General features: G+C 61.4%; 21 protein-coding genes, 1 tRNA gene and 1 pseudogene. 21 read left to right on the top strand and 2 right to left on the bottom strand.

Annotated elements, in window-relative coordinates; genetic code table 11:
- Window positions 1–242: 242 nt before the first annotated feature.
- The 21 genes and pseudogenes from PF446_RS06535 (at window position 243) to PF446_RS06435 (ending at window position 21836) form a co-directional block, all read left to right on the top strand.
- Complete coding sequence (locus PF446_RS06535; protein WP_298070431.1) at window positions 243–1487, top strand: glycine betaine/L-proline ABC transporter ATP-binding protein; 1245 nt, start codon at window positions 243–245, stop codon at window positions 1485–1487.
- Window positions 1484–2335, top strand: coding sequence for a proline/glycine betaine ABC transporter permease (locus tag PF446_RS06530; protein ID WP_298070430.1), 852 nt, complete (start codon window positions 1484–1486; stop codon window positions 2333–2335). The genes PF446_RS06535 and PF446_RS06530 overlap by 4 nt, the downstream gene beginning before the upstream one ends.
- A 37-nt stretch (window positions 2336–2372) precedes the next feature.
- The gene (locus PF446_RS06525; RefSeq protein ID WP_298070429.1) at window positions 2373–3341 is read left to right on the top strand and encodes a glycine betaine ABC transporter substrate-binding protein; all 969 of its coding nucleotides are present in this window, start codon (window positions 2373–2375) and stop codon (window positions 3339–3341) included.
- Between the two features lie 114 nt (window positions 3342–3455).
- Window positions 3456–4778, top strand: a complete 1323-nt coding sequence (locus PF446_RS06520) for a carbohydrate porin (protein WP_298070428.1) — start codon at window positions 3456–3458, stop codon at window positions 4776–4778.
- Window positions 4779–5140: 362 nt separating this feature from the next.
- On the top strand, window positions 5141–7042 hold the full coding sequence (gene thrS / locus PF446_RS06515; RefSeq protein WP_298070427.1) for a threonine--tRNA ligase: 1902 nt from the start codon (window positions 5141–5143) through the stop codon (window positions 7040–7042).
- 42 nt (window positions 7043–7084) lie between these two features.
- On the top strand, window positions 7085–7612 hold the full coding sequence (gene infC / locus PF446_RS06510; protein ID WP_298070443.1) for a translation initiation factor IF-3: 528 nt from the start codon (window positions 7085–7087) through the stop codon (window positions 7610–7612).
- 212 nt (window positions 7613–7824) lie between these two features.
- Window positions 7825–8022 carry a 50S ribosomal protein L35 gene (rpmI, locus tag PF446_RS06505; RefSeq protein WP_298070426.1) on the top strand — a complete coding sequence of 66 codons (198 nt, stop codon included), beginning with the start codon at window positions 7825–7827 and terminating at the stop codon, window positions 8020–8022.
- An 18-nt stretch (window positions 8023–8040) separates the two neighbouring features.
- Window positions 8041–8391 (top strand): annotated as a pseudogene (gene rplT, locus PF446_RS06500) (50S ribosomal protein L20); the annotation flags it as partial.
- 24 nt (window positions 8392–8415) lie between these two features.
- Window positions 8416–8751: a helix-hairpin-helix domain-containing protein gene (locus PF446_RS06495; RefSeq protein WP_298070442.1), complete on the top strand. Its 336-nt coding sequence runs from the start codon at window positions 8416–8418 to the stop codon at window positions 8749–8751.
- A 142-nt stretch (window positions 8752–8893) separates the two neighbouring features.
- Window positions 8894–9904 carry a phenylalanine--tRNA ligase subunit alpha gene (pheS, locus tag PF446_RS06490; protein WP_298070425.1) on the top strand — a complete coding sequence of 337 codons (1011 nt, stop codon included), beginning with the start codon at window positions 8894–8896 and terminating at the stop codon, window positions 9902–9904.
- Between the two features lie 35 nt (window positions 9905–9939).
- Window positions 9940–12321, top strand: coding sequence for a phenylalanine--tRNA ligase subunit beta (gene pheT / locus PF446_RS06485; protein ID WP_298070424.1), 2382 nt, complete (start codon window positions 9940–9942; stop codon window positions 12319–12321).
- A 1-nt stretch (window position 12322) separates the two neighbouring features.
- Window positions 12323–12622: an integration host factor subunit alpha gene (locus PF446_RS06480; protein WP_298070423.1), complete on the top strand. Its 300-nt coding sequence runs from the start codon at window positions 12323–12325 to the stop codon at window positions 12620–12622.
- Window positions 12603–12959 (top strand): MerR family transcriptional regulator, encoded by a 357-nt coding sequence (locus PF446_RS06475; RefSeq protein ID WP_298070422.1) that lies wholly within the window; start codon window positions 12603–12605, stop codon window positions 12957–12959. The genes PF446_RS06480 and PF446_RS06475 overlap by 20 nt, the downstream gene beginning before the upstream one ends.
- 69 nt (window positions 12960–13028) lie before the next feature.
- A tRNA-Pro gene (locus PF446_RS06470) sits at window positions 13029–13105 on the top strand.
- Window positions 13106–13342: 237 nt separating this feature from the next.
- Window positions 13343–13495 carry a hypothetical protein gene (locus PF446_RS06465; RefSeq protein WP_298070421.1) on the top strand — a complete coding sequence of 51 codons (153 nt, stop codon included), beginning with the start codon at window positions 13343–13345 and terminating at the stop codon, window positions 13493–13495.
- Window positions 13496–13714: 219 nt separating this feature from the next.
- Entirely contained in the window at window positions 13715–14080 is a 366-nt protein-coding gene (locus PF446_RS06460) for a hypothetical protein (protein WP_298070420.1), read from the top strand.
- A 161-nt stretch (window positions 14081–14241) separates the two neighbouring features.
- Entirely contained in the window at window positions 14242–17883 is a 3642-nt protein-coding gene (locus PF446_RS06455) for a hypothetical protein (protein WP_298070419.1), read from the top strand.
- The gene (locus tag PF446_RS06450; RefSeq protein WP_298070418.1) at window positions 17796–18962 is read left to right on the top strand and encodes a hypothetical protein; all 1167 of its coding nucleotides are present in this window, start codon (window positions 17796–17798) and stop codon (window positions 18960–18962) included. The genes PF446_RS06455 and PF446_RS06450 overlap by 88 nt, the downstream gene beginning before the upstream one ends.
- Before the next feature lie 203 nt (window positions 18963–19165).
- Entirely contained in the window at window positions 19166–20179 is a 1014-nt protein-coding gene (locus PF446_RS06445; RefSeq protein WP_298070417.1) for an RHS repeat-associated core domain-containing protein, read from the top strand.
- A complete protein-coding gene (locus tag PF446_RS06440; protein WP_298070416.1) occupies window positions 20176–20880 on the top strand; it encodes a hypothetical protein in 705 nt (234 codons plus the stop codon). The genes PF446_RS06445 and PF446_RS06440 overlap by 4 nt, the downstream gene beginning before the upstream one ends.
- A gap of 101 nt (window positions 20881–20981) precedes the next feature.
- Window positions 20982–21836: a transposase gene (locus PF446_RS06435; RefSeq protein WP_298070415.1), complete on the top strand. Its 855-nt coding sequence runs from the start codon at window positions 20982–20984 to the stop codon at window positions 21834–21836.
- A gap of 80 nt (window positions 21837–21916) precedes the next feature.
- On the opposite strand, the gene PF446_RS06430 is transcribed toward PF446_RS06435, so the two are convergent.
- Entirely contained in the window at window positions 21917–22282 is a 366-nt protein-coding gene (locus PF446_RS06430) for a cupin domain-containing protein (RefSeq protein WP_298070414.1), read from the bottom strand.
- Window positions 22283–22299: 17 nt separating this feature from the next.
- The coding region (locus PF446_RS06425) for an NAD(P)-dependent oxidoreductase (RefSeq protein WP_298070413.1) at window positions 22300–22800 on the bottom strand (501 nt) is incomplete at its 5' end.

The following is a 22800-nucleotide window of genomic DNA, read 5'->3' as shown; positions in this document are numbered from 1 at the left end:
TCCCTATAGCTTGCACTGTGCGCAAGACACGGCAAGGCCTTGATAAGAGGGTGGAAGGCCTCCTTTGACCTCTGCCTGAGGCAGGCACTGCGCTTGTGTCCGGGGGCGCCGAGGTAATACGGTGGTCTTTCAACAAAACAGCATGGGCTGGCCTTGAGCGCAGCGGCTGGAGTAGTCGCTTGCGCACCTTCAGGCTCGGTCCTCCAACCGGGACACATGCCCGAGGGAAGGGGAAACAAGCGATGGCGAAAATCAGGATCGAGAAGCTCACCAAGATTTTCGGGCCCCGCCCGAAAGAAGGCTTGCGCATGCTCGATGCAGGCAAGAGCAATGCCGAAATCCGGGAAGCCGGCCATGCCGTGGGCATATCCGATGTCTCGTTCGAGGTGGAGCAAGGCGAGTTCGTGGTGGTCATGGGGCTGAGCGGCAGTGGCAAGTCCACGCTGATCCGCTGCCTGAACCGCCTCAACGAGCCTTCGCGCGGTCACATCTACATCGATGACGAGGACATCACCACCTACGACCATGACCAGTTGCTGAAACTTCGACAGCACAAGATCAGCATGGTGTTCCAGCATTTCGCCCTGTTTCCGCACCGCACCGTAGTCGACAACGCGGCGTATGGGCTGGAGATCCAGGGCATCGAGCCCGAGGAGCGCCGCCGCCGTGCCAACGAGGCGCTGGAGCTGGTCGGGCTGAAGGGCTGGTCCGATTCGTATCCATCCCAACTCAGCGGCGGCATGCAGCAGCGCGTGGGTCTGGCGAGGGCGCTGGCGGTGGAGCCGGACATCCTGTTGATGGACGAGGCCTTCAGTGCGCTCGATCCACTGATTCGCCGCGACATGCAGCACGAGATGATGCTGCTGCAGCAACGCGTGAAAAAGACCATTGTGTTCATCACCCACGACCTGGACGAGGCGCTGCAGGTGGGCGACCGCATCGTGCTGATGAAGGACGGACGCGTGGTGCAGATCGGCACGCCGGAGGACATCCTGAAGAATCCAGCCAGCGCCTATGTCGAACGGTTTGTGGAGAACGTGGACATGTCGCGCGTTCTGACCGCGCAAGCCGTGTTGCAGCGTGCACGCGTTCTGGCGTTTCCCGGTGACGGGCCGCGAACGGCATTGCGCAAGATGAACGACGACAACTATGCCAGCCTGCTGGTGGTGGAACGCGACTACACGCTGCGCGGAACGATCAGTGTCGAGGCGGCCAGCAAGGCGGTGCAGGATGGCCTGAAAACCATCGAGCCCCTGATCGAGGAGACACCGTCGATTCCGATCAATGAGCCCCTCATGAGCATTATCGGCATCCTCTCCGAATGGCGCTGGCTGCTGCCCGTGGTGGATGAAAACAACAAGGTGCTGGGCGTAGTCACGCGCGCGGCCGTGCTGACCGCACTGGCCGAAAACACCCCTGACAAGACGACTTCCGCCGAGCCCGAATCCGAGCCGGAATCCGAGCCGGAAAGGAGTGACGCCGCATGATCCCCATGGTTCCAAAATTTCCCCTTGCGCACATGATCGATGTCGCACTGAACTGGCTGACGCACAACTTTTCCTGGTTGACTCAGGCGCTGAGCCACGGCATTTCCGCAGTCATCGACGTGATCATCACCGGGCTGCTGTGGGTGCCGCCCTGGCTGCTGATCCTGATTGTCGCGGCAATCGGCTGGCGTGCCGCCGGCAGGCGCGTGGGTATTTTCACCGCCCTGGGCCTTTTGTTCCTGTGGAACCTGCGCCTGTGGCAACCGACGGTGGAAACCTTCACCCTGGTGCTGATCTCGACCCTGATCGCGGTGGCAATCGGTTTGCCACTCGGCATTGCGGCGGCACTGAGCAAGCGCACTTCGCGCGTGGTGATGCCGGTGCTGGATTTCATGCAGACCATGCCCGCATTCGTCTACCTGATCCCGGCCATCCCGTTTTTCGGCCTGGGTGCCGTCTCCGCCAGCGTGGCGACCGTGATCTTTTCCACGCCGCCGACTATCCGCCTCACCGCATTGGGCATCCAACAGGTGCCCTCGGATCTGGTCGAGGCCGCCGACGCCTTTGGCTCCAGCCCGAGGCAGAAACTGTTCAAGGTCCAGTTGCCGATGGCGGTTCCGACCATCATGGCCGGGATCAACCAGACCATCATGCTGGCGCTGTCGATGGTGGTGATTGCCGCCATGATCGGTGCCGGTGGATTGGGTGGAAAGGTGTGGCAGGCCATCCAGCGACTGGAGCCCGGCAAGGGTTTCGAGTCCGGCATCGCGATCGTCATCCTGGCCATGATCCTGGACCGCGTTACCCAACGGATCGGTCGCGGTTCGCCTGCCGCCGGTGCGCACTGACTCCCTCATTCACAGGAGCGATTCGATGATTCGCAACATGTTCAAACCTTATGTTATCGCCATGCCCATGGTGCTGGCCGCACTGGCCCTGTCGGCCTGTTCGGGTGGCAGCAACGGCAACGCATCCAGGACAGCCGCCACGTCCGCGTCGGGCGCGGGTGCCTCGACTTCGTCCGCCAAGCCGGGCGGTACGGTCAAGCTGGCCTATGTGGAATGGTCCAGTTGCACCGCGGCCACCAACGTGGCCAAGGCCGTGCTGGAGAAGCAGGGCTATAAGGTCGATGCCATCTCGGTCAGCGGCGCGGCCATGTATTCGGCGATCGCCAATAACGACGCCGACGCCACGGTCTGTGCTTGGCTGCCTTCGACCCAGGCCAACTACTACGCCAAGACCAAGGATCGCCTGGAAAACCTTGGTGCCAACATGAATGGCACCAAGCTGGGCCTGGTGGTGCCTGACTATGTGAACATCGACAGCATCGAGCAACTCAAGGCCAACGCCGACAAGTTCGACAATCGCATCGTTGGCATCGATCCGGGCGCGGGCGAAATGGATCTCACGCAGAAGGCGATCAAGCAGTATGGCCTGCCGCTGAAGCTGGTGTCGGGCAGTGGTGCGACCATGACGGCCGCGCTCAAGAGCGCCATCGACAACCACAAGTGGATCGTGGTCACCGGCTGGACACCGCACTGGATGTGGGCGCGCTGGAAGCTGAAGTACCTCGCCGATCCGAAGGATGTCTATGGGGGCTCCGAAAACATTGACACGCTGGTTCGCAAAGGCCTGAAGAAGGACAACCCGGGCGCCTATGCCATCCTCAATGCCTTCCACTGGACGGCGAAGGACATGCAGCAGGTGATGGCCGCCGCGCGTGAACCGGACAGCAGCCCGGCCAAGGCGGCAAGGCAGTGGGTGTCCACGCACGTGGCTAAGGTCGACAGCTGGACAACAGCTCCGGCCTCAGGTGCATCTTCGATGCCGGCCGCGACCTCGAGCGCGCACTGACGCATGAGTCGTTCCCGTGCCCGGACGGCAGGCCGTCCGGGCACGGGACTTTCCGACTCGAAAAGGGGGTACCTCATGCACGGATCAATCCGTTTTTCATGCGTGGCTGTCTGCATGGCTTTCGCATGGGCCACGCCGTCCATTGCAACGGCCTCATCAGGCAGCACGAAGTCGTCCGCCGGGTCCACGACCAACGACAAGAAGATGGACCAGCGCATCGACGCGATGCAGAAGCAGATCAAGTCCCTGCAGCAGCAGCTCGATGCACTTCGCCAGCAGCAAGCCGCCGCCGGGCGCAAGGCGGACAAACGGCAGAAGCTGGCCGAAGCCAGGGCGGCCAGGATGAAGGAGGTGGCCAAGCAGGCTGCCAAGTCCAGGCAAGGCATCCATTTCGGGGGCGCCATGCGCTTCCAATACAGCTACGAGGACTACAGCAAGGGCAACGTGCACCGTAAGGGCGATGCCGCTTTTGACATCTTCCGCCTGAACATGCGCGGCAAGGTCGACAACATCGAACTGCAGGCCGAGTGGCGCTGGTTCCAGTACATGAGCGCGGTCAAGTACGCCTGGCTCGGCTATGATTTCACCAAGGACCAGCAGTTGCAGATCGGTCTGACGCGGATCCCGTTCGGCAACCAGCCCTACGATTCGCACAATTATTTCTTCAGTTCCAATTACTACCTGGGTCTTGAGGACACATACCACCTGGGCGTGGAGTATGTTTACTCGGGTGATCCGTGGAACGTGCAACTGGCGTTTTTCAAGAACGACGGCATGGGTGGCGTCAACGGTTACGTCAGCAATCGCTCGAATAGCTATTCCTATGACGTGGTGGGGGTGCGAGCGCCGGGCGAGGGTATTTATGCAGCGCCGCAGAACCCGATCGGCACCGCCAATACGGTGGCCGCGCGCGTGGCCTATACCGTCAAGCCCACTGACGACCTCAAGGTCGAGTTCGGTGCGTCCGGTCTGCATGGCAACCTCGAGTCGTCGACCAGCACCGTCGGCAATTACGACGCATATGCGTTGCACATGAACGCCTTCTACAATCGCTGGAACGTGCAGGCCGAGGCCGCGCACTACAATTACAACGTCAACGGCGGTGCTGCGCTGATGGCCGTCGGTGCCTATGCGTTCTACGACAGCATCGCGGCGCGCGCCGATTCATACACGTTCAACGTGAAGTACCACCAGCCGGTGCAGTGGGGTCCGATCCACGGACTGGATTTTTACAACGACTATTCGCTGGTCACCCACAAGTCCGGACAATTGCCCAGCACCTTCATGAACGTGCTGGGCGTGGCGGTCGGCGCGGGCGACCTGTACACCTATTTCGACTATGTCACCGCGCGCAACCAGCCGTTTGTTGGCGGCAGCATGGCGGGAGACGGTGGCGTCGAGCACCGCTTCAACATCAACTTCGGCTTCTACTTCTGAACCCGATGGATCTCCGGGGTGCCCATCCTCGCATGGGGCACCCCGGCCTCCGGCGCTGGTCCTTGCGTTGTCCTGCCGGCTGGCACCGTCGTTGACACCACTGCGGTGCCCGGCTAGCTTTCACTTCCCGGGAACCAACAAAGGTGGCCCACTGGCAACTGCGGGTAGAGTGTGCGAGATGGACACGACCAACGTTCCTCGCTGACTCTGCGCGTCGGGCCACTGCCTTGGGGGGCGCTGCGCGCCCCTTTTTCATGGGTTTCGTTCTTGTCCATCGCCCAGATGTACAGGAACAAACCGGTCCTGTGCGGCCGGACTCGTCAACAAAACCACGCTCCTAAGGGCGTACCTGGTAGTCGAAGATGATTGAAATCACTCTCCCCGATGGCAGCAAGAAGCCGTTCGAGCATCCGGTTTCGGTGCAGGATGTGGCCGCCGCCATTGGTGCCGGACTGGCCAAGGCCACCCTGGCCGGCAAGGTCGACGATCGCCTGGTCGATGCCAGCACCGTGATCGACCACGATGCGCGTCTGGAGATCGTGACCGACAGGAGCCCGGAAGCCCTTGAGATTCTGCGCCATTCCACTGCGCACCTGCTGGCTCAGGCCGTGCAGCGGCTGTATCCGGGCGCCCAGGTGACCATCGGCCCGGTGATCGACAACGGCTTCTACTACGACTTTGCCTACGAGCGACCCTTCACACCGGAGGATCTGGAGAAGATCGAAGTGCAGATGCGCAAGATCGTCGACGAGAAGCTGCCGGTCGAGCGCAGTGTCAAGTCGCGCGATGAGGCGGTGAAATTCTTCCGCGGCATGGGCGAGCAATACAAGGCCGAGATTATCGAGTCGATTCCCGCCGACCAGGAGCTTTCGCTGTATTCACAGGGCGAGTTCACCGACTTGTGCCGCGGCCCGCATGTGCCCGACACCGGCAGGCTGCGCGCGTTCAAGCTGATGAAAGTGGCCGGCGCCTACTGGCGCGGCGATTCGGACAACGTCATGCTCACGCGCATTTACGGCACGGCGTGGATCAACGACAAGCAGCTCAAGGCTTACCTGACCCAGCTGGAGGAAGCCGAAAAGCGCGATCATCGCAAGATCGGCAAGGCCCTGGACCTGTTCCACCAGCAGGAGGAAGGCCCGGGCATGGTGTTCTGGCATCCGAAGGGCTGGGCGCTGTGGCAGCAGGTCGAGCAGTACATGCGCAAGGTGTACCGCCAGTCGGGCTACCAGGAGGTGCGCGCGCCGCAGATCCTGGACGTGGCGCTGTGGAAGAAATCCGGCCACTGGGACAACTACAAGGACAACATGTTCTTCACCGAGTCGGAGAAGCACACCTACGCGGTCAAGCCGATGAATTGTCCCGGCCACGTGGAGATCTACAAGACCGGCCTGCACAGCTATCGCGACCTGCCGATCCGCTATGGCGAATTCGGCGGATGCCACCGCAATGAGCCTTCCGGAGCCCTGCACGGGCTGATGCGCGTGCGCGCTTTCACCCAGGATGACGGCCACGTGTTCTGCACGCCGGAGCAGATCGAGTCCGAGGTCACCGCCTTCCATCGCCAGGCCATGCAGGTCTATCACGACTTCGGATTCACCGGGATCGACCTCAAGATCGCCCTGCGCCCGGAGGACCGTATTGGCTCCGACGCGGTATGGGACAAGGCCGAGGATGCCCTGCGCTCGGCGTTGCGCGCCGCTGGCGTGGAATGGGACGAGCTACCGGGCGAGGGCGCCTTCTACGGGCCCAAGATCGAGTACCACATGCGCGACTCGATCGGCCGCGGCTGGCAGGTCGGCACCATGCAGGTGGACTTCTCCATGCCCGAACGCCTGGGCGCCGAGTACGTCGACGAGCACAGCCAGCGTCAGCATCCGGTGATGTTGCATCGCGCCATCGTCGGCTCCATGGAGCGGTTCATCGGCATCCTGATCGAGCACCACGCCGGAAACTTCCCGGCCTGGCTGGCGCCGGTGCAGGCGGTCGTCCTGAACATCACCGACGCGCAATCGGGGTATGCTGGAGAGGTGGCGCAAGTCCTTGTCGACAAAGGATTCCGCGTGGAGGCGGATTTGCGCAACGAAAAGGTCGGTTATAAAATCCGGGAGCACACGCTGTCCAAGGTGCCGTACCTCCTGGTCGTGGGCGACCGCGAAAAGGAGTCCGGCGCCTTGTCCGTGCGTAGCCGCACGGGTGAAGACCTGGGCAGCATGCCGCTCGATGCATTCATCGCGCGGCTGGAGACCGAAGGTCGGCCTTGAGCCGGATGCGGTCGTTTCATCAAACCATTTGGAGGAAGAGGTATCGCCATCCCCGACAACAAGCGTAATCGCCGCAATCACGAAATCCGGGTGCCCGAAGTGCGCGTCATCGACGCCGAAGGCGAGCAGGTCGGCATCGTGTCACGCGACGAGGCGTTGAGCCTGGCCGAAGAGGCCGGTCTCGACCTGGTCGAGATCCAGCCGAACGCCGAGCCGCCGGTCTGCCGCATCATGGACTTTGGCAAGCACAAGTTCGAGCAGCAGAAAAAGGCGAACGCGGCCCGCAAGAAGACCAAGAAGATCGAGATCAAGGAAGTCAAGTTCCGTCCGAACACCGACGTGGGTGACTACCAGATCAAGCTTCGAAACATCCTCCGTTTTCTCGAGGAGGGCGACAAGGTCAAGGTGACCATCCGATTCCGTGGTCGCGAGATGGCTCACCAGGAGCTGGGTCGCGACCTGGCGGGCCGGGTCCAGCAGGATGTGGGCGAAAGTGGCGTGGTGGAACAGTTTCCGCGCCAGGAAGGCCGTCTGATGGTGATGATGCTGGGGCCGCCGAAAACCGCCTGAGGTCATGGCGCTGCACTTTCTCCGGGCCTCGCGGGAAACCTCGGGGCCGGTTCTGCCTGCAAGGCTTCCCCTGCAGCAGCAAATCATAGTAAAATCCGCAGTTCGGCCCGATCTGGACGGGCCATGACAAGCCGATCCGGGCATGGATGGAAAGCGTCGCTCAAGGGCGGCCGCCGGGATCAGTCGAAGAACATACCCAAGGGATTCATCTCATGCCCAAGATCAAGACCAATCGGGCCGCCGCCAAGCGGTTCCGCAAGACGGCTACCGGAAAGTTCAAGGCCGGTCATGCCTTCAGGTCGCATATCCTGACCAAGAAGTCGACCAAGCGTAAGCGCGGTCTGCGTGCCACCAACCACGTGCGCGATTGCGACAGCAAGTCCGTCGCACGCATGTTGCCGTACGCATAAGCTCAGGAGCAGACCACCATGGCAAGAGTCAAGCGGGGCGTTGTCGCCCGTCGTCGTCACAAGAAAGTCATTGGCCGCGCGAAGGGCTATTACAACGCCCGCCGCAAGGTTTATCGCGTCGCCAAACAGTCGGTCATCAAGGCCGGCCAGTACGCCTATATCGGCCGGAAACAGAAAAAGCGTCAGTTCCGTTCGTTGTGGATCGTGCGCATCAACGCCGCCGCGCGTCAGTTCGACCTGTCCTACAGCCGGATGATCAACGGCCTGTCCAAGGCCGGTATCGAGGTCGACCGCAAGGTCCTGGCCGATATCGCGGTGCACGACATCAAGGCGTTCGGTGCCATTGCCGCGCAGGCCAAGGCTGCGCTGGACGGTACCGTCACCAAGCCAGCCGTGCCCAAGACGGCCGCCAAGGCACCGGTGAAGAAGCCCGCGCCCAAGGCCGCCGAAGCGATCAAGGCAGTTGCGGAGAAGTCCGATGACTTCACCCGCATCGAAGGTATCGGCCCGAAGATCGGCGAGCTGCTGCACGGCCAGGGCCTGTCCAGCTTCGCAGACCTGGCCGAGACCAAGGTCGAGAAGCTGAGCGAGATCCTGCACGAAGCCGGCAGCCACTACGCCTCGCATGATCCGTCGACCTGGCCGAAGCAGTCCAAGTTGGCTGCTGCCGGCAAGTTCGATGAGCTCAAGCAGCTGCAGGACGAACTGAAGGGCGGCCGCGAAGCCTGAGGTCCGCGATTTGCCGCATCTGCGGTGAATCCGAGGTATCTTCATGTGGGGAAGGGCGCGAGTCCTTCCCCACATGCATTTCAGGGGCCCGTCGATGCGTCGGGCCGATCCATGGGAACAGATCAGAGCAGGCCCACTCTCGATGAGCGATATCGAATCCCTGGTCCGTGAAGCGCTGGCAGACATCGAGGCCACGGACCAACTCGACACCTTGCAGGGCTTGCGGGTTGCCCTGCTGGGCAAGTCGGGAAGCATTACCGCCCAGCTGAAACAGCTGGGTGCGCTGGCGCCCGAGGATCGCAAGACTGCCGGGGCCGCCATCAACCGCGCCAAGGTCGCCGTCACCGACGCCCTGGATGCGCGGCGCGAGGTGCTTCAGCAGGCCGCGCTGGAACAGCGGCTTGCTTCCGAACAGATCGACGTCACGCTACCCGGCCGCGATGGCGTGCGCGGTGGCCTGCATCCGGTCACGCGGGCGTTGGAGCGAATCGCCGACATCTTCGAGCGGCTCGGCTACCAGCGTGCCGAGGGCCCGGAGATCGAGGACGACTGGCACAATTTCGAAGCCCTTAATTTTCCGCCGCATCATCCGGCGCGGGCGATGCATGACACCTTCTACTTTCCCGATGGCCGGTTGTTGCGCACGCACACTTCGCCAGTACAGGTGCGCGCCCTGAAGGGCCGACAACCTCCGGTGCGCATCATCGCGCCGGGCAAGGTCTATCGCAGCGATTCGGATCAGACCCATTCGCCGATGTTCCACCAGATCGAGGGCCTGCTGGTCGACGAGACCTCCAGTTTCGCCGACCTCAAGGGCACGCTTGTGAGTTTCGTGCGTGCTTTTTTCGAGCGCGATTTCGAAATGCGCTTCCGGCCCAGTTTCTTCCCCTTCACCGAGCCTTCGGCCGAGCTGGATATCCGCTGGAGCCTGCCCGATGGGAGCGCCCAGGAGGGCGGCGAGCGCTGGATGGAGGTGCTGGGCTGCGGCATGGTGCACCCGAACGTGCTTGCCCATTGCGGCATCGACCCGGAGCGCTACACCGGATTCGCCTTCGGCATTGGCGTGGAGCGGTTCGCCATGCTGCGCTACGGCGTGCGTGACCTGCGTGCATTTTTCGAAAACGATTTGCGGTTCCTCCGGCAGTTCGCCTGAGGGCGGGCCTTTCCACGACACCCGGCTTCACATCCATGAAATTCAGCGAAAACTGGCTACGTCAACTTGTCGAGATTCCCGCCGATCGCGCGACTCTGGTGCATCGCCTGACCATGGCCGGCCTCGAGGTCGACGATGTCAGCGTGATCGGAGAAAACCTTGAAGGCGTCGTCGTCGGCGAGATCGTTTCCGCCGAACCGCATCCGGATGCCGATCGGCTGAAGCTGTGCATGGTCGATGCAGGCGATGGGTCGCCGGTACAGATTGTCTGTGGCGCGCCCAATGCGCGAATGGGCCTGAAGGCTCCGCTGGCCCGCATCGGCGCCACGCTGCCGGGCGGCATGAAGATCAAGAAGGCCAGGCTGCGCGGGGTGGAATCGTCGGGCATGCTTTGTTCGGCCAGAGAGCTGGGAGTGGATGCCGACGCCTCCGGCCTGATGGAGCTCGACGCCGACATCGAACCGGGCACCCCCCTGGCCGAGGCACTGGGATTGCCCGACGCATCCATCGAGATTGGCCTGACGCCGAACCGTCCCGATTGCCTGGGCATGTGGGGTCTTGCCCGGGATGTCGCGGCACAGTTCGGTACCTCGGCGAGCCTGCCCGAACCTGAGTCCGTCAGCGTGAGCGGTGATGGACGGCGTGAAGTGATACTCGAGGCCGGTGCCGACTGTCCACGTTATCTGGGGCGCATTGTCGAGGGCATCGACCCGGCTGCTTCGACCCCTGCGTGGATGGCAGCGCGCCTGCGACGTGCGGGTCTGCGACCGATCAGTGTGGTGGTGGATGTGACCAACTACATCATGCTCGAAACCGGCCAGCCGCTGCATGCATTCGACAACGATACGCTGCAGGGTGCCTTGCACGTGCGTCACGCCACCGCGGACGAGACCCTTGTGCTGCTGGACGGCAGCGAAGTGAAGCTTGATCCGGAGTTCCTGCTGATTGCCGACGACGCGCGTGCCCTGGCCGTGGCCGGGATCATGGGCGGGAAGGATTCGAGCGTCACCGGGAGCACGCGCAACGTGTTCCTGGAAAGCGCACATTTCGCACCCACCGCGATCAGCGGTCGAGCGCGCAAGCTAGGCCTTCACACCGACGCATCGCATCGCTTCGAACGCGGCGTGGATCCGGAACTTCCGGCGCGTGCGCTGGAACGCGCCAGTGCATTGTTGCTGGATATTGCCGGTGGCAGTGCCGGGCCACTGCTGGGCGCGGAACGCAAAGCGGACCTGAAGGTCACCGGTCCGGTCATCTTGCGCCGCCAGCGGCTGGAGCGCGTGCTGGGTCTTGCCATCGAAGATGCCGTGGTGTCGCGTGCACTGACCGCGCTGGGCCTTGAGGTCGAACACACGCAGACCGGCTGGCGGGCCACACCGCCAAGCTTCCGTTTCGACATCGAACGCGAGGAAGACCTGATCGAGGAAGTCGCCCGCATCCACGGTTACGAGCACATCCCGACCCATGCGCCCAGCGGCGAGCTGGCGCTGGAGCCTGACCCGGAAGCGCGCCTGAAGCCGCTCGATCTGGCGAAGCAACTGGTGGCACGTGATTACCAGGAGGCGCTTTGCATGGCCTTTGTGCGCGCCGACCTGCTGGCAGACTGGAGTCTCGATGCCGGAACGGTGCCGTTGTCCAATCCGTTATCGGCGGATCTCGCCGTGATGCGTCCTTCACTGCTTCCGGGACTGGTCGAGGCGTTGCGGCACAATCGTGCGCGGCAGCAGGCGCGTGTACGGCTGTTCGAAGTCGGGAATGTATTCCGCGCCGATGCCGAGGCGCCCGTGCAGACCATGCAGTTGGCCCTGGTGGCCAGCGGCGCGGCGCACGCCGAGCAATGGGGCGAACCTTCCAGGGCAATGGACTTCCACGACCTCAAGGGGGATGTGGAATCGGTGCTGGCCATGTGTGCCCAACCGCAGGCGTGGCAGTTCGACACCCGGGAACTGCCCGGCTGGCTGCACCCGGGACGCAGTGCCCGGGTCATGCGCGACGATGCGCCGGCCGGATACATGGGGGTACTGCATCCGGCCATTGCTGCCGTGCTGGACCTGGATCACGACATCTGGGTCGCCGCGCTGGATCTTGCGCAATTGCTGCCGCGCGCCATGCCCGAGGCGCGTGTGATCTCACGCTATCCTGGCGTACGCCGGGATCTTGCCGTGGAGCTGCCCGAGACGGTTTCGTGGGGGCAGGTCAAGGCTTGCGTGCAGAACGCGCTGGGCGCGCAACTGGCGCAACTTGTGCTGTTTGACCGTTACAGCGGCGAAGGTTTGGGTAATGCACGCAAAAGTCTCGCTATGGGCTTGATTTTGCAGGACGCTTCGCGCACTCTTACGGATAGGGACGCGGACCAGTGTGTGGCGGATGCTTTGGCTGCACTGGAACGCGATTGCATGGCGCAACTGCGAGGCTGAAATGGCTCTGACCAAGGCAGACATAGCCGAGCGGCTGTTTCTCGATGTAGGCTTGAACAAGCGTGAGGCGAAGGAATTCGTCGACGCGTTCTTCGAGTCCATTCGCGAAGCGCTCGAAAAGGGGGAGCAGGTGAAGCTGTCGGGTTTCGGCAATTTCGACCTGCGCCAGAAGAATCAGCGTCCCGGACGCAATCCCAAGACGGGTCAGGAAATTCCCATTTCCGCCCGTCGTGTGGTGACGTTCCGTCCGGGCCAGAAACTCAAGGTGCGAGTCGAAGGCTATGCTGGACCCAGGCAGTAACGCAGAACTTCCCGTCATCCCGGCCAAGCGCTACTTCACCATTGGTGAGGTCAGCGAGCTGTGCGCCGTCAAACCGCACGTGCTGCGCTACTGGGAGCAGGAGTTTCCCGCGCTCAAGCCGGTCAAGCGGCGCGGCAACCGCCGCTATTACCAGCGCCACGACGTGCTGATGATCCGCCAGATCCGCTCGCTGCTGTACGAGCAGGGCTTCACCATCACCGGAGCCCGCGCGCGCCTGGAAGGCGGCGAGGCCCAGATCGAGTCCAGCATGTCGCAGCAGATCGTGCACCAGGTCCGCATGGAGCTGGAGGAAGTGCTCAGCATCCTGCGCCGCTGATTGCACCCGGCGGCTACCGGAACCGGGGCCGCTCCTGCTAGAATCGCTCCTCTTGATTTGCCGCCCAGTCGGGGCGTAGCGCAGCCTGGTAGCGCACTACAATGGGGTTGTAGGGGTCGCGAGTTCGAATCTCGCCGCCCCGACCACTGCGGCAGACCAATTTCGAAAAACCGGCGTCCTTGCGGCGCCGTTTTTTTTTGCCCGGTCGTTGCGCCCGAATCCGGTCGGGGTGCCGCACCCGACGGTCTTGACGTTAGCAGTCTCGTAGGTCGGGTTGGCTTCATCAACCCGACAGCATGCTCGCCTTGCGGGCCGAATCCGGACATGTCGCCGCATGTGGTTTGTATGTCGAGTTGGTAACACTAACCCGACGAACGCCGCTGATGCTCGGTCAACGCATGGCCACCATCGTGGCCGGGTTCAACAAGGCCGTGTCCGACTACAAACCTGGCAGCACAGTCATGCTCCTGGTACGCGGCCAGCAGGCCAACACAGCCTTGGTGACCTTGAACGTGGTATCGCTCCACGACCGTTGAGGAATTCGCATGTATCCGACGCCGGTGACCGTTGTGCAGCCAGCGTTTCTTGGCCTGCGACAAGATCTTGAGGACACGCCGATCAGAATGCATGTAAGTAATGCCGTACGCACATATCAGGCATCCCCTACTTGAAGATTTCCATGATTCGGGTATAGGTTCGTAAACATGTTGCCCGTGCAATGTGGGCTTTGAGGGGGTTCATCGGGGATGAAGGGCATGGAAACGAACCAAGGATGGGCACGTGTGTGCCTGGCTGCGCTGACTCTACTTGCGATCGTGGTGCCTGCATGGGGGCAAAACGCACAGCCGGAAGCCGAATACAGGAAACTGATTCGGGTCGATCAGGCCATCCATCCGCTGGGAACGCATCCCTTTGGCGAAAACATCGGCCTGTACAACGGCCACTTGTCATTTACCGTCACGGACGTCAGTGCCCGTGGGAATGGCCCAGTCTTGCAGTTCACGCGTGCGTTCGAGCTCAAAGGCGCATCAGCCTCCGCCACCAGTGCGGAGAAGTTGATCGGCTACTGGACCATCGACTTGCCGCGTATCCGGACCTTGACCCCCCAACTGCGTGGGTGAGCGTCTCGAGCACTTGGAAAAAAGTGACGGGATAGGTGGTGGGCAACGGCAGCAACATGCGCTGTCAAGATTTCGGGTCGCCGCCAATGCTTTACACGAATATCACTGGGAGCTCTGGCGCAACGGAGTGGGCCCCAGGGCAATGGTGGCAGGATTATCATTTGATCATTCCGGGGCAAGGCAGCCAGGACATCCTGAAAAATCAGGATGCCGCAACCAACGGAACCTATCCGGCTGTCACCAACAACCACTGGCGATTGAGCTGTATTTCCGAGTCCACGACCGCCAATGGTGAACCAGGCGATGGATTCATCGCGCAAGCTCCCGACGGTACTCAATATTACTTCAATGAATTGACGTATGGTTTGGCGCTGGGCGCATCCCAAACCACGTGGAACGGGAATACGCCGATTTCGAGCAGTCTCGGCCGGCAAGTGGCCTTCCTGCTGGTCACCAAGGTCGTGGACCGGTTCGGCAATTCTCTGACCTACAGTTACAACTCGGGCGGAGCGCTGACCGGCATCACGGCCAGCGACGGCCGTGCATTGAGCGTTCAGTACAACAGCGCGGGGAATGTGCAGAGCGTGACATTGCAGCCATCGGCCGGTGCGCCACGAACCTGGACGTATGCCTACACGACATTCACCAATCCGCTCTACGGCGGAAGCTTGACGACGCTGCAGTCCGTGACGCTGCCCGATGGCAGTCAATGGAAGTACAACCTTGGGAATTTCGTAGCGCTACCTTATCTGGTCGACCCCACCACCGGCGGCTCATGCAATTCGGTCAGCGTCCCGAAAGATCTCGACGCGATCTCCGCGAGTATCGTTCATCCATCGGGTCTGACCGGAACCTTCACGGTCAAGAGCATGCCGCATGGCCGGTCGTTTGTACCGCAACGCTGCGCGAATACCGAAGGGGTAGCCACGGCCGATTATTCGGGGACGTACGCATATATCCCCAAGGAATGGTACGACTTCACGATTACCCAGCGCGCGGTATCGGGCGCCGGTGTGCCCACGCGGACCTGGCAGTATCAATACTCCGCGCCCAATGCGAGTTGGGATACCTGCACCGGATCGTGCCCGACCACAGTCTGGACGGACGTGATCCATCCGGACGGCAGCACGGTGCGGCGCACCTTCAGCAACAAGTTCGACGTCACCGAAAGCCACTTGCTGGAAACCGACTACTACGTGGGGGCGGCGGGTTCGTCCACCCTGATGAGATCGGTCAAGAATGTGCAGTACGCGGATCCGACCCCGGACCCGAACACACGGCCTTGGCCTGCTTCGGCGGGTGGGTTGTTGTATCCCTGGCTCAACCAGGCCCAGCTCACGGAGTATTCGCCGCTGCAGGAAAGGCAGATCGTCCAGGATGGCGATACCTACACTTGGTTGTCGGAGGCCTACGACCAATGCGCCCGGGTCACCAGAACCAAGCGCTACAACTCGATCGCAGGCCAGGTTCCTGACGAGACCCAGACCACGTACTACGACGGCACGACGCTGTGGTGCCAGGGTCTGCCGCAGGAAACGGATACCCTGAATCCATCGGACCATTCGGTTCAAGCCGTTGTAAACAAGTACGACTACAATCCGTCCAACGACACGCTGCAAACACGCTATCACTTCGGCCAGAAGGTGATGGACTACACCTTCAACAGTGCCGGGCAACTGGCCAGTTTCACGGATGCCAACGGCCACACCACCAGCCTGTCCAGCTACGTCCGCGGCATCCCGACCGCCATAAGCTATTCCGACGGCACCAGCGAGTCGCTGGCCGTCGATACGTTTGGCGACATCACGGCCATCACCGACCAGGCCGGCAACACGACAAACTACAGCTACGACGCGATCGGCAGGGTCACCGGAATCGACTACCCGGCCGACACGCCGGCACGCAATCCCACCACCTTCACCTACAGCTTCATTACCGGCACCGAGCGCGGCATCGTCGGCGATCACTGGGACCGGACTGTCAGCCAGGGCAACGCGCGACACGTAACGTACTTCGATGCCGAGTTGCGTCCGCTGCTGACCGATACCTACATCAGCGGCACCAGCGGTTCGGATGTCACCGCGGCCAACGCCTACAACTGGCGCGGGCAGACCACGTTCGCGTCGTATCCGGTTTCCGGCAGCCCGGACGTGTCGGCCCTGACGCTCGGCACGCACACCTCGTACGACACGCTGGGCCGGGAGATCGAAGTCGACCAGGATTCCGAAACTGCAGGCGGCAGCGTAACGTCCACCACCGCCTACCTGAGCGGTGCGCGCAAGCAGGTCACCGACCCCAACGGCAACGTCACCACGACCAGCTACCAGGTCTTCGACACGCCCACCTACGACAGCGTGATCGAGGTGCAGGCGCCCGAAGGCGTCACCCAGACCATCACCCGCAACATCTACGGCAACCCGACGTCCATCACCCAGTCCGGCGGCGGCGAGCTTCTGACCAAGACCCTGGTGTACGACGCCCAGCAGCGCCTGTGCCGCCGCACCGAGCCGGAAAGCGGCAGCACGGTGATGGCCTACGATGCGGCCGGCAACCTCGCCTGGAGCGCCGAGGGGCAGACCATCACCGGCACCGACTGCGGGCAGTCGCAAGTTCCCGCAGGGGCCCAGGTCACGCGCACGTACGACGCCCTGAACCGGGTGCTCAGCATCAACTATCCCGACGGCGTCGGCAGCGCCAGCTTCCACTACGACCCGCGCGGCAACCTGGCCAGTTCCAGCGTGCCCTCGGACGGCGCCGACTGGTCCTACACGCACAACGCCACCGGCGAGCTGACCGGCGAGACGCTGTCCATCGACGGCTACCAGTGGCCGTTCACCTATGCCTACGACGCCAACGGCGCCCTGGCCAGCACCACCTATCCGGATGGCACTGTGGTCCCGTATGCCCCCGATGCGCTGGGCCGCCCCACCGAGGCCGGCACCTACGCCAGCGGGGCCACATACTATCCGGACGGGCACCTCGAATACCTGACTTACATGGGCGGGTCCGAGTATGTCGCCGAAGAAAACACCCGCCAGATTCTGCGCAATATCAGCTACGCGCAAGGCAGCAGCCAGGTCTTCAGCGAGGACCTGACCTACGACAACAACGCCAACATTACGCAGATCACGGATCTGGTCGATGGCACGCGCAACGCGTCGTTTACATACGATGGTCTCAACCGTCTGACCGCGGCCACGGATACCCACCTGTGGGGCTCCATGGGCTACGGCTATGACGCACTCAACAACCTTACGCATATGACCAACGGCGGCGTGACGGCCACATACACCTATGACGCCACCAACCGACTGGCCAGCATTGCCAGCGGCGGTTCCACGCTGCACAGCTTCACCTACGACGCCCGCGGCAACACCACCGCCAAGGACAGCACCAGTCTGCTGTTCGACCAGGCCGACCAGCTCGACCAGGTGGTGGGCAAGGACAGCTATGGCTACGACGCGTCCGGCCGCCGGGTCAAGACCATCGCGGCCGACGGCGCGAAGACCTATGCGGTCTACAGCGCGGCCGGGCAGCTGATGATGAACTACAGCCCGAACACCGGCGACACCAGCGATTACATCCACATGGGCAAGCGGTTGATTGCCAAGGTGACGACCAACAGCTCGGCCATTATCGGCAACGTTGACGGCCTGACGGCAGACGCCAGCGGCAACGAGACGCTGACCGGCTGGGCCTGCTCGACTCGGTCGAAGTGGAGGTCTTCGCCGGCGGCCCGTCGGGCGGTGGCGGCACGCGTATTGCCACGGCCACGGCCAACCAGAGCAGCGGGTCAGCCGTAGCGACGGCCTGCGGCACCACCGGCACGCATTACCGCTTCGCGATCGCGATGACCGCGTCCATGCGCTCCAGCCATGGGGGCCAGAAGCTGTACGTGTACGGCGATTCACCTGTAGGTAATGCGAACAATGCACTGAGCGGCTCGGGCAGCTTCACGCTGCCGCCCCTGCCCAACACGCCACCGACCTTGAGCGCCCCGTCCAGCAGCACGAGCGGCAGCTATACGGTGAGCTGGACCGCGGTGCCGGAGGCGACCAGCTACGTGGTCCAGCAGCAGCTCAACGGAGGGTCGTGGAGCCAGATCTACGACGGCGGCGGCACCAGCGTGGCACGCAGTGGCCTGGGCAATGGCACGTATGGCTACCGGGCACAGTCCTGCACGTCCGGTGTATGCACCGGCTGGAGCGCCACGGTGACCGTGAGCGTGCTGCATGTGCCCCCGGAACCGGCCAGCATCAGCCTCCCGGCGACCAGCAGCGGCACGGTGGCCGTCAGTTGGGCAGCGTCCAGCACCGCGACCAGCTACATCCTGCAGCACGCAGAAAGTGGTGTCAGCGGCTGGGTCACGATCTACAACGGCAGCGGCACCAGCTATAGCGCCCACGAGACCAGCACCGGAACGTGGACCTATCAGGTAAAGGCCTGCAATGCCAGCGGTTGCAGCGCGTTCCGGGCCGGCAGCAGCGGCGTGGCGGTGACCCTCCCGCCAGGCAGTTCGCCGAGTCTGAATGTGCCGGCTACCAATACCACCGGCAGCTACACGGTGAGCTGGAACAGCGTCGGTGGCGCAACCAGCTACACCCTGCAGGAGCAGGTCAACGGCGGCAGTTGGAGCACGGTGTACAGCGGCGGTGCCACCAGTAAAGCCGTCAGCGGCAAGACCAATGCGACCTATGGCTATCGAGTGCGCGCCTGCAATGTCGGCGGTTGCAGCGGCTGGAGCGCAAGCCAGAGTGTGGCGGTAACGGTACCGCCGCAAACACCGACCACAGTCACCGCGGTTGTCGAGCATCGGTCATATATTGATCTGCGCCCACCCGAGAGAACCTATCTGAATGTCAACTGGCCCAGCGTGGCCTAAACGACGAGCTATGACCTCAAGTACTGCCTGAACGGAAGCTCGACGTGTACCACCGTGTCCACCACCGCGCTGAGCTATTCGATACAGATCGCCAACGCGACAACATCCGCGCAGGTCTGGTTACGCGCGTGCAACGCAGTGGGGTGCTCGGCCTGGAAAGGGCCGGTTGCCGCCAGTGTCGTGAACGACTGAGGGATCAGATCATGAGCAAAGGCATGGCATCATTCGGGGTGGTACTCGGGCTGCTGTGCGCCGTGCTGTCGGCGCCAGCGCGGGCCAAGACCACGGTGACGATCTACCTGACCGATGCGCAGGGGACGCCGGTGGTCGAGACCGATGCGCAGGGGGCGGTCATCAAGCAGGCGGCGTACCGGCCGTATGGGGCGCAGGTGCTGGGTATGGCGGAGCATGGGCCGGGGTATAGTGGGCATGTGGAGGATACGGATACTGGGTTGGTGTACATGCAGGCGCGGTACTATGATCCGGAGGTCGGACGGGTTTTGAGCCCTGATCCTATAGCCCTGACATCGGGCAGTGTATTCAATTTCAATCGGTATGATTATGCAAACAACAATCCAATCCTGAACACGGATCCAACAGGAGAGTCTCCTGATAATCCAGATTCCATGTGTGAACCGGGATTTCCATGCAATGTAACAGGCGCTCCTGGTAGCGGACATGGCATGCAGGATTTTGGTGTTGATGTTTCAGATGGAGGTCAACAGCAAACATCAAATTCAGGTGATGGACAAGGGTCAGGTAATTCAGCCAATAGCTCAGCTCCATCATCACCCTCGCCGGCAACATCCACGGCGTCGCAGATGGCGAGGCAGCTTTCGCCGACGCGTTTGCCAGCTAAGTTTGTAATAGTAAAAACTCTAAATGAGGGTACATTTTCGTACTACTTCTACCAACTGGAAGGCTCTCGCGGAGTAGCCATTACAGGATCTGGTTATAGTTGGAAAGAACACATTACGCCAGACATAACTATAAATGGAAATCACCTGCCATTTGTTCCGATGACAAAAGGGGTAGCGATTGACGTCGTTGGATGGGTTCCTCCAGTGAAACCTCCTAGAATCGCTGACTATATTACAACTCAGACATTTGTCGTAAGATATCAAGGAGTAGACTATCATTTAACATCTGAGTTTAGGCATGAAAATAAAGCCTACAATGGTCTCATCACAAATACCGTTACGGTGATTAAGCCATGATTCTTAGACGTGAAAATTTCAAGTGGCATTCAATAATTCTACCCATCCTGATGCTAGGAAGCCTTTTCGGATGCCAGAAGACAGATACGTTGTCCTCAAAACAAGAAGTTCTGCAGACCCAGGGCTGGCGTAACGAATATGCTGTACTCAAATATCTTTTGCCTGTATTGAAGAAAAATGATAAAGTGGGGCGCATTTACTATTCAACATTCTGTCATGCAGACGAAGGTTATCCTAATTTATTTCCGAAGATAGACGTGCAATCCCCGTCGAGGAATGTAACGGGCTTGGCTGCAGTTTTGCATATATTTAGGGGTCAACAAAATATCGCGGTTACGGAGACTCCGCCTGGGATCATTAGAATCAGGGTAGGCAGGGTGTCGGATGCGGTTCTCCAGACAAGAATTTCCTCAATTACTTTTAGCTCAATTGAACAGTACAACCCCTCAATGGCGATATCTGCTCTTGAGAGTAGTGAGGACGTGCATGCGGCAATGAACAAGCTTGGCATCCATGTGGCATCAAGAGTTACCAATCTTGGTATCGCCTTACCGGCCAACGGACTGCCTCACCTGCCTGGTTCTCTGACTAATATAACTATGGATCAGGCGCTTGATTTAATTGCACAGACCTTCGGAGGAGTTGTTATATACAGTGATTGCTCGAAATCACATTCGTTTATGGTTGACTTTATTAGATAATCAATGGGGTCACTATTTTTCCGCCCCCGTCATTCTTCGGGTCAGAGAGAAGAAAGGGGTCAGGTCTTGCCATTTGCCTAAACCCCAAGTAGCTTGTGGACATGGCTCGACCCTTGAGATTGGAATTTGCAGGAGCGCTGTATCACGTCACAGCGCGTGGGGATCGCCGTGAGTCGATCTACGAGGACGACACGGATCGCCGTGACTTTCTGCAGGTGCTGGGTGCGGTGGTGAAACGCTTCAACTGGTGCTTGCACGCGTATTGCCTGATGGACAATCACTACCATCTGCTGGTGGAGACACCGGACGGGAATCTGTCCAAAGGTATGCGTCAACTCAATGGTGTGTTCACGCAGCACAGCAATCGCCGTCACCACCGGATAGGGCATCTGTTCCAGGGGCGGTTCAAGGCGATTTTGGTCCAGAAAGAGGCCTATCTGCTGGAGTTGGCACGTTACATCGTGCTCAATCCGGTGCGTGCGCGCATGGTGCGTCGGGCAGGCGACTGGCCCTGGAGCAGCTATCGGGCCACGGTCGGCGCGTCGGCAGCTACAGCCGGCTTGTCGAGTGACTGGATACTCTCTGCGTTCGGAGCCAAACGAGCCCAGGCGACCCGGGCCTACCAGTCGTTTGTCGACCTTGGGCGCGATCAACCCTCACCGTGGGAGCAGTTGCGCAATCAGGTGATGCTGGGCAACGACACGTTTGTCGATGACCTGCACGAACGTATGCAGCGTCTCGATCAACCACTGACGGACGTCCCCAAGCGACAACGCGCAGGGCGCTTGCATTCGATTGAGGAGTACGCCGCGCAAGCGTCGGATCGCAACGAGGCCATCGCGTTTGCATATGCCAGCGGTGGATACACGTTGCGAGAAATCGGCGAGCACTTCGGGTTGCATTACTCGCGTGTCAGACGAATTGTGAAGCTGGTGGAAGCAAAAGGCGAGACCTGACCCTGAAGTCGTGAAAGGCGAGACCTGACCCTGAAGTCGTGAAGTCGACCCTGAAGTCCCTCAGGACGGCTTGGACCGGGTCAGATCCAGACGTCGTTTTCGGCCTGCATCGTCCCGCCGGCGTCGCCCGTGTTTACCACGCCGCGCGGTTCGATCAGCATCACGTGGCATTCCGCGGCGGCGTGCGGGCGGTGATCGACGCCTTTCGGAACCACGTACATCTCGCCCGCGGACAGGTGCACGCTGCCGTCGCGCAATTCGATGTCCAGCTCGCCTTCCAGCACCAGGAACACCTCGTCGGTGTCCTTGTGGTCGTGCCAGACGAAATCGCCCTCGAGCTTCACCAGCTTGAACTGGTAGTCGTTCATCTCGGCGACCACGCGCGGTTTCCAGTGGTCGCGGATGCGGGCCAGCTTGTCCGCAAGATTGATCACGCCGGTCGCCATGTACGTTCCTCCGGGGCTCAGTACAGCAGTCGCGTGCGCAAGGTGCCGTCGATGTCCGACAACTGCTGCTTGATGGTTTCGGTAGCAGCTTCGGTAGCGCTGATGTCGATGACCACGTAGCCGACCTCGTTGTCGGTCTGCAGGTACTGGCCGTCGATATTGATATCGTCGCGTGAGAAGACCTCGTTGACCCGGGAAAGCATGCCCGGGACGTTGCGATGGATGTGCAGCAAGCGGCGGCTGCCTGCGTGCTCGGGCAGGGATACCTCGGGGAAATTGACTGCCGAGAGCGTCGAGCCGTTGTCGCTGTAACGCACCAGCTTGGCCGCGACCTCGTGTCCGATGTTGGCCTGGGCTTCCTGCGTGCTGCCGCCCACGTGTGGAGTCAGAAGCACGTTTTCGAACGCGCGCAGCGGCGACACGAACTCGTCGCCCTTGCTCTTGGGTTCGACGGGAAACACGTCCACGGCGGCGCCCGCCAGATGTCCGCTGCGCAGCGCCTCGGCCAGCGCGTCGAT

It is taken from the genome of Oleiagrimonas sp. (assembly GCF_027858935.1).
Lineage (GTDB): Bacteria > Pseudomonadota > Gammaproteobacteria > Xanthomonadales > Rhodanobacteraceae > Oleiagrimonas.
Note: the sequence above shows the minus strand (reverse complement) of the source record. Positions and strands in the feature narration are given on the sequence as shown.